The organism is Sphingomonas sp. LaA6.9 (assembly GCF_022601895.1).
In the GTDB taxonomy this organism is placed as follows: Bacteria; Pseudomonadota; Alphaproteobacteria; order Sphingomonadales; family Sphingomonadaceae; genus Sphingobium_A.
Map to the genome: position 1 here is coordinate 1 of NZ_JAKVIO010000075.1, position 6,855 is coordinate 6,855.

Annotated in this window: 8 protein-coding genes; all 8 read left to right on the forward strand. The window is 65.4% G+C overall.

Annotation, left to right across the window (positions count from 1 at the left end; translation table 11 throughout):
• A partial coding sequence (locus MKI88_RS20835; protein WP_241633474.1) for a phage capsid protein occupies positions 1-406 on the forward strand: 406 nt, incomplete at its 5' end.
• Between the two features lie 54 nt (positions 407-460).
• Positions 461-904 (forward strand): hypothetical protein, encoded by a 444-nt coding sequence (locus MKI88_RS20840; RefSeq protein WP_241633475.1) that lies wholly within the window; start codon positions 461-463, stop codon positions 902-904.
• Positions 905-979: 75 nt separating this feature from the next.
• Complete coding sequence (locus tag MKI88_RS20845) at positions 980-1,177, forward strand: hypothetical protein (protein ID WP_241633476.1); 198 nt, start codon at positions 980-982, stop codon at positions 1,175-1,177.
• 15 nt (positions 1,178-1,192) lie between these two features.
• A complete protein-coding gene (locus MKI88_RS20850; RefSeq protein ID WP_241633477.1) occupies positions 1,193-1,816 on the forward strand; it encodes a hypothetical protein in 624 nt (207 codons plus the stop codon).
• Positions 1,813-4,062 (forward strand): hypothetical protein, encoded by a 2,250-nt coding sequence (locus tag MKI88_RS20855; protein WP_241633478.1) that lies wholly within the window; start codon positions 1,813-1,815, stop codon positions 4,060-4,062. The genes MKI88_RS20850 and MKI88_RS20855 overlap by 4 nt, the downstream gene beginning before the upstream one ends.
• A 17-nt stretch (positions 4,063-4,079) precedes the next feature.
• Positions 4,080-4,499 carry a hypothetical protein gene (locus tag MKI88_RS20860; RefSeq protein WP_241633479.1) on the forward strand — a complete coding sequence of 140 codons (420 nt, stop codon included), beginning with the start codon at positions 4,080-4,082 and terminating at the stop codon, positions 4,497-4,499.
• Positions 4,499-4,951 (forward strand): hypothetical protein, encoded by a 453-nt coding sequence (locus MKI88_RS20865; RefSeq protein ID WP_241633480.1) that lies wholly within the window; start codon positions 4,499-4,501, stop codon positions 4,949-4,951. The genes MKI88_RS20860 and MKI88_RS20865 overlap by 1 nt, the downstream gene beginning before the upstream one ends.
• A partial coding sequence (locus MKI88_RS20870) for a hypothetical protein (protein WP_241633481.1) occupies positions 4,951-6,855 on the forward strand: 1,905 nt, incomplete at its 3' end. The genes MKI88_RS20865 and MKI88_RS20870, both read left to right, overlap by 1 nt.

A 6,855-nucleotide genomic window follows, 5' to 3' on the forward strand; every position in this document is an offset into this window, starting at 1 on the left:
CTACAACGACATGAACGAACAGAAGTTCATGGTCCTGTCGGCCGAGCAGTGCGACGACATCCTCGGTGAAGTGCCGGCGACATCGGCGGACTTCAAGGCCGTGTTCGGCGGCGAGTACGAGAATGGCGTGCTGAAGCGCTTCCTGGGCTTCAATATCATCCAGCTCGAGCTCTCCAACCCGCTGCTCAAGTTCTCGAGCCCGCTGTCGGTCGATGGCAGCGGCTATCGCAAGAACCCCTTCTGGGTGAAGTCGGGCGTTCGCCGTCGCGTCTGGCAGCGCCTCCGCACCTCGATCGATGCGCTGCCGCAGAAGTTGCACTCGATCCAGGTGTTCGCGGGCACCACGGTCGCGAGCTCGCGCACCCAGGCGGGCAAGGTCGGGATCATCCTCAACAGCGAAGCTTAACCGGCGCAGGCGTCGCGGCCTGGCTGCGGCGCTTCCCCCGGCGGGAGACAAGAAATGGCAGACCGTTATGTTGTTGAGCAGGTGGGCGTCGCCGATGGCACGCTGAACCCGCCAAAGAAGCTCGATGGCCGCCTGGTTGGTTCCAAGCTGCGCCGCATCCGCGGAACGAAGCAGGTGCTCGCCGATGCGATCGGCGATCGCGTCTATCTGGGCAAGCTTCCCGCGGGCGCGTCGCTCTCGCGGATCTGGCTCGTCACGGACACGTCGCTCAGCACGTCGACCGTGGCGATCGGAACGACCGCTACGCCCGCAAAATACGTGGCCGCAACCGTGTTCACCACGCCGCTCGACCGCCCGACGGTGATCGGCCCCAAGGCATCCGCGTGGGACGACGCCCCGCTCGCTGCCGACGAAGAGGTCTGGATGACGGTCGCCGCACTCGCGCTGCCCGTCGCCGCGATCGTCGGCTTCGAGCTCGAATACTCCATCTCCGCCTGATCACGATCGGGCGCGAGGCACCGGGGCCAGGACCGTCGACCCGGCCCCGGTGCAGCAAATTGAAGGGACAGGACGATGGGCCAGGCCAAGTTCACTACGCAGCGCGGAAAGCCGAACCTGAAGGATGTCGTCGTCGCCGCCGGCGCGGCCGAGGCGCAGAGCGACACGATGTCGCTCAACATCGACTATACCAAGATCACCAAGGGCGATGCCCTGATCATGATCGACAACATCGCGCAGAAAATCCACGCCGGCAAATGGCCTCCGCTCTGATCTGAAAGGGCGGCCATGGCCAGCTACGTCGCAATCGCTAACATGGCGGCATCGCTCATCGGGGAAGACGATCAGCTTCGCAACCCCGATGACGATACGCATATGGGCCGCACATTCCGCGCGCTGTGGGATGTCGTGCGCCAGGAGGCGATCCGCGAGCATAGCTGGAACTTCGCGACGCGGCGCAAGGGTCTCGCCGCCGAGGCGCTTGAGGACGTGCCCTATCCCTGGGCATTCAGCTTTCCCCTGCCCGCAGACAGCCTCCGCCTCATCGAGGTGCTGGGCTGCACCAGGTCGGATTACCAGCTCGAGGGTTTTTCGATCCTGAGCAACCGCTCCGGGCCGATCTATATCCGCTATCTCATCGACGTGGCCGAGACGGCGCGTTGGGATGCTGCCTTCACGGGCGCGTTCGCAGCGCTGATGGCCTATCATGCGGGCGAGCGCATCGCTGGTAGCAGCTATGACAAGCAGGCGGGCTGGGCACTTTATCGCAGCAAGGTGAGCGCGGCCAAGCGCAGCGACGCTCGCGAAAACCCGCCTGTTGAATTCGAGCCCACCGAATGGGAGCTCGCGCGCTTCAGCGATGGCGGATCGGGCCCGCCCTATGGCATCCCCAAAGGCTATCCGACGTCGTGAGCGTCCACACCCCGATCCTGACCAGTTTCAATGGCGGCGAGCTCAGCCCGCGCATGGGCGGCCGCGTCGATACGCAGATCTATGCGATCGGCCTCGAGAGCTGCGAGAATTTCGTGCCTACGGTCGAAGGGCCGATCGTCAAGCGCCCGGGCTTCGAATATATCACCGCCGGCGCTGCGAGCGCGAGCTGGCTGAGCACGTTCAAATTCAGCCTGACGCAGGAATATGCGATCGAGTGGAGCGAGGGAAAGCTCCGCTTTTTCACGAATGGCGCGCGGATCGAGACGTCTCCGGGCGTGCCCTATGAAGTGTCGGTGCCATACACCGCAGCCCAGGCGCCGTTCGTCTGGTTTCAGCAAAGCTATGACCGGCTCTACCTGGTGCATCCCGCGCATCCGCCGGCAGCGCTGTTGCGGACCAGCGCCACGACATTTTCCTATGCGCCGCTCGAGCTGAAAAACGGACCCTTCACCGATACCAACGCGGATAGCGCGGTTACCGTAACTGCCAGCGCGACCTCGGGAAACGGCATCACGATCACCGCCAGCGCTCCGATCTTCCTGCCCGGCCATGTCGGCGCGCTCCTCCGTATCGAGGCGCAGGACTTTTCCGACATCACGGCATGGGAAGCGGGCCTCGACGGCGTCACGGTAGGCCAGGTCCGGCGATCGGATGGCAAGGCCTATACCGCCGCCACCGCTGGGCGCACCGGTACGGTGCAGCCGATCCACACCCAGGGCACCGAATGGGATGGTTCGAACGTCGGGCAGGACGTAAACGGCAAGCCCAGTGCCGGCGCCTATGGCGTCAAATGGACTTACCGACACGACAAGTTCGGGATCGTCAAGATAACCGCGATCGGCGGCGGCGGTACCACGGCCACGGTCGACGTGATCCGCCGGCTGCCCGACAGCGTGACAACCGTGGCGACATTCCGCTGGGCGCACGCACTGTTTTCCGCTGCCAAGGGCTGGCCCAATGTCGTGAAGTTGTGGGCCGGGCGGCTGACGTTCTTCAAGGAATTCGACATCGTGGGCAGCGTCGCCGGTGACTATGGCGGCGGTTCGGTCAATTTCGCGACCTTCACCTCGTCGGGCCTGCTGATCGGAGATCTCGCATTTCGTCGAACGATCGCGACCGAGGATCCCGTGCTGTGGGCCGCCGGCGATCGCAAACTGATTGCGGGGACCGCGTCGCGCGAGCTCGCGATCGGCGCGATCAATGCGTCGGCCGCGATATCGGGCGATAACATCGCGGCCGAGCCGCAAAGCTTCTACGGCAGCGAGCGCGTGTGGCCCGCGCAGCTGGGCACATCGACCTTCTTTGTCCAGCGCGGCGGCCGCAAATTGCGCGAGGCGCAATATGACTTTGCGCGCGATCGCTATGTGGCGGCGAATGCAACGGTCTGGTGCCGGCATATCACCCATAGCGGCGTGATCCAGTATGCCTTCCAGAAGGAGCCCGAAGAGCTGCTGTTCGCGGTGCGCGGGGATGGGCAGATGATCGCGCATCCGCATCAGCCCGAGCAGGACATCAAGGGTTTCTCGCGGATCCGGCATTCGGATGGTGCGGCAAAGATCCTGAGCGCGGTTTCGATCGTGGCGGCCGACGGCAAAACCGATGAGGTATGGGCGCTGGTAGAACGCGCCGGCGCAAAGAGCGTCGAGCGGATGGCCGCCTGGCGCGACGATGGCGATCCGATCGAGATGGCGTTCTTCGTCGACAGCGGCGTTCGCGCGATCGCGGCCGCCAACCAGACGCATTTCAGTGGCGCGACGCACCTTGCAAACCAGACTGTGGCCGTGCTCGCGGGCGGAGGTGTTGTGCCGGGTATCGAGGTCGCGGCCGATGGGTCCTTCGATATTCCGGCGACCGCGGCGCCGACCGAGCCTTACATCATCGCGGTCGGCCTTCCCTTCACGGCCACCGCGGTCACGCTCAGGCCCGAGCTCAAAGTCAACGGCAACACGTCGCAAGCAAAACGCCAGCGCCTGGTTCGCATCGCCCTGCGCCTGCTCGACACGATCGGGATCCGCGTCGGCGCGTTCGGCGGGATCCTCGACCAGCTGATCGACCGCCCCGCGGACGCCGACATGGACGCGCCCGTCCCGCTGTACAACGGCGACAGCAACAAGGCGGTGAGCGGCGGTTGGGACAAGTCTGGCCGCGCAACCTTTGTTTCGGAAGATCCGGTGCCAGCGGTGATCGTCGCCGCGATGCCCGAGATCGATCTCTCCGACAAATGAGCGTGATCATTCGCCCCATGCTGGTCGACGATGCGATGACGATCCGTCGTCAGGCTTCTCAGCGCGTGCAGGTTGGCCTCGAGGCCGTGATGACGCCCGAGATCGCTCAGGACCTGATCAACGGCGGCGAGGCCTGGACGGCACTGCGCGACGGCGAGCCCGTGGCCTGCCTAGGGATCCGCGAGACCTTCCCGGGGGTGCAGGGTGTTGCCTGGGCGATCCTCGCCGAAGGCGTCGGTTCGGCGCACCTCGCGATCACGAGGCATGCACGCCGGCGCATCGCCGAAAGCCCGCTGGTCCGCATCGAGGCGATCGTACGCACGAGCATCGATGCCGAATGTGTCTGGGCCCGCATGGCCGGCCTGTCGCCGGTGGCTTTGCTGCGCAAGTTTGGCGCGCTCAGCGAGGATCATCTGCTTTTCGAGAGGGTGCGCTGATGGCGGACGTAGCGCAAATCGCGGGGAACATCGTCGGCGGCGTCGCCAACTATGAAATGGGCAAATACAATCGCGCCTCCGCTCGCGTCGATGCGATCAACGCGGAGCGCGATGGCGTGGCCGACGAAGCACGGATCCGCGATGCCGCGCGCATCGCGATGGGCCAGCAAATGGGGGCCCAAGCCGAAAACGGGTTTCAGCCCGGCACAGGGTCCGCGCTCGACGCCCTGCAGCAATCGGCGATCAACGCGACGCTCGATGCGCTCACTGCGCGCCGACAGGCTGCTGCACGTGCGCGATCGCGCCGCGAGGAAGGCGACATCGCTTATGCTGCCGGCGAGAATGCGCTTGTGCAGGGCATGATGGGCGCGGCATCGGCCGCATACCAGACGCGCGAGGACTGGGCGGCCGCGCGCTCCGGATCCAGTGCCCCGAAAGCTGGAGGCGGCTGATGGCGGTCGAACCGATCTATCGCCCGCAAGTGGACGGTGGCGCGACCGCGGGCGTGCCCAGGGCGTCGGCTGATGCGTTTGGCGCGGGCATTGGCGCCGAGCTCGTCCAGACCGGGGAGGCAATCCACCGGAATGAAATCCGCGCATACCAGATCGAGCGCCAGCAACGCGCGGACAGCGAGGTCGCGGATTTCAATGCACGCTTCGCCAAGGCGCGCGAAGCGATGGACAAGGCGTCGATCGACGCGCGAAATGGCGCCGCTCCCGGCGGAGCGGGGCATACGGCCGCAATGCGCGACACCTGGGAGAAGACGCGCGCGGGGCTGCTCGAGGGGATCACCGAAGACCGCGTGCGGCGCCAGGCCGAGACGCAACTCGTAGAATTCGGCTCGCGCCTCGAGAGCAGCGAATATGAATTCGAGCAGGGCGCGCGCGTCGGCAAGCTGGTCACCGATCAGAAGGATGCGTCGGACGCGTCCGCGAACCGAGCGAGCCGCATGCACGATCCCAAGGCATTTGCCGAGGAGCTGAGCCTCGGCCGCCAGGCGATCGATGCGCTGGGCGGCGTGCCGGCTGAAACCAAGGAAAAGCTCCACAAATATCACGATGAAACCGTCACGGTGGGTTTCCTCAACGGCCTGAACGAGCGCGATCCGGCGTCCGCGATCGCGCTGCTCGACAGCGGCGCCTTTGACGAGATCCTCGATCCGCGCCAGATGGAGCAGGCGCGCAACGGTGCGCAGATCGAGATCCGCCGCGCCGCGGCCGAGGCTGATCGCCAGGCGGCACAGGAGAAGGCCGAGGCGCGCGAGCGCATAAACACATTCCAGAAGCTTCTCGCCGATGGCGTGCCCGTCCCGCCCGAACAGATCAGCGAAATGCAGGGTCTCGCGATCAAGCATGGCCTCGAGGGCGAGATCTATGATCTCGGCAAGGCCAATGTCGTCAACAATGTGAACGCCTCGAGCAAGGCGTGGACACCGATCCAGATCGATGCGCGGATCAAGGCGCTTGATGCGCAGATCTCGGCGGCGGGCGACAAGGTTCCGCCCGAGCTGGTGATCGAGCGCAACCAGCTCGCCTCGATCCTTCCGACGCGGACGTCGGAGCTCAAGAACGATCCGCTCGGGTTCGCAGCGCGCAACGGCACACGCTTCGAGCCCGTCAACTTCTCCGATCCAGCGTCGCTCGATCGCCGCCTCAGCCAGGCCAAGGCGGTCACGCAATCGACGGGCGCGCCGCTGACGATCTTCACCGATGAAGAGGCCGCTCAGCTCGCAGGCGAGATCCAGACCGGCAAACCTTCCGCGCGCCTCGATGTGGCCAACCGCCTCGCGCGCTTTGGTCCGACGGGCGCGCTGGCGGCGGTGCGCCAAGTGGCGCCAGGCGATCTCGTCATGGAACGCGCGGTAACGCTCTATCCCAAATATCGGCCATTCATTTTCCGCGGCGCCGAGCTCCGCAAGGGGAATGAGAAGCTCGCCCCAAAGCAGGAAACTGGCGACGCTTTCCAGGAGATGGCGGGCGGCGCGATGCTTCGGCTCGGTCCCCAGTTCGCCAACGCCACGCTCGAGACCGCGCGAAACATTTATGCCAGCAAGGCGACTGACGCCGGCGATGTTGCATGGAATGAGCAGCTCTTCAGCGAGGCGATCCACATGGCGCTCGGTGGCGACTGGTCAGGCGGCATCCGGCGCGGTGGTGTCGGCAGCTGGAATGACCGACAGACGATGCTGCCAACGTCCATGAACCAGGGCGAGTTCGATCGGCGGATCGCGCGCGTCGCAAACTTCACTGGCATGGTGAACCCCGATGGAACGCCGGCGGATGCCGCGACGGTGAAACGCCGCTTCACTCCCGTTGCAGTTCGCGACGGTGTCTATCGCTGGGAGGCCCCCGACGGA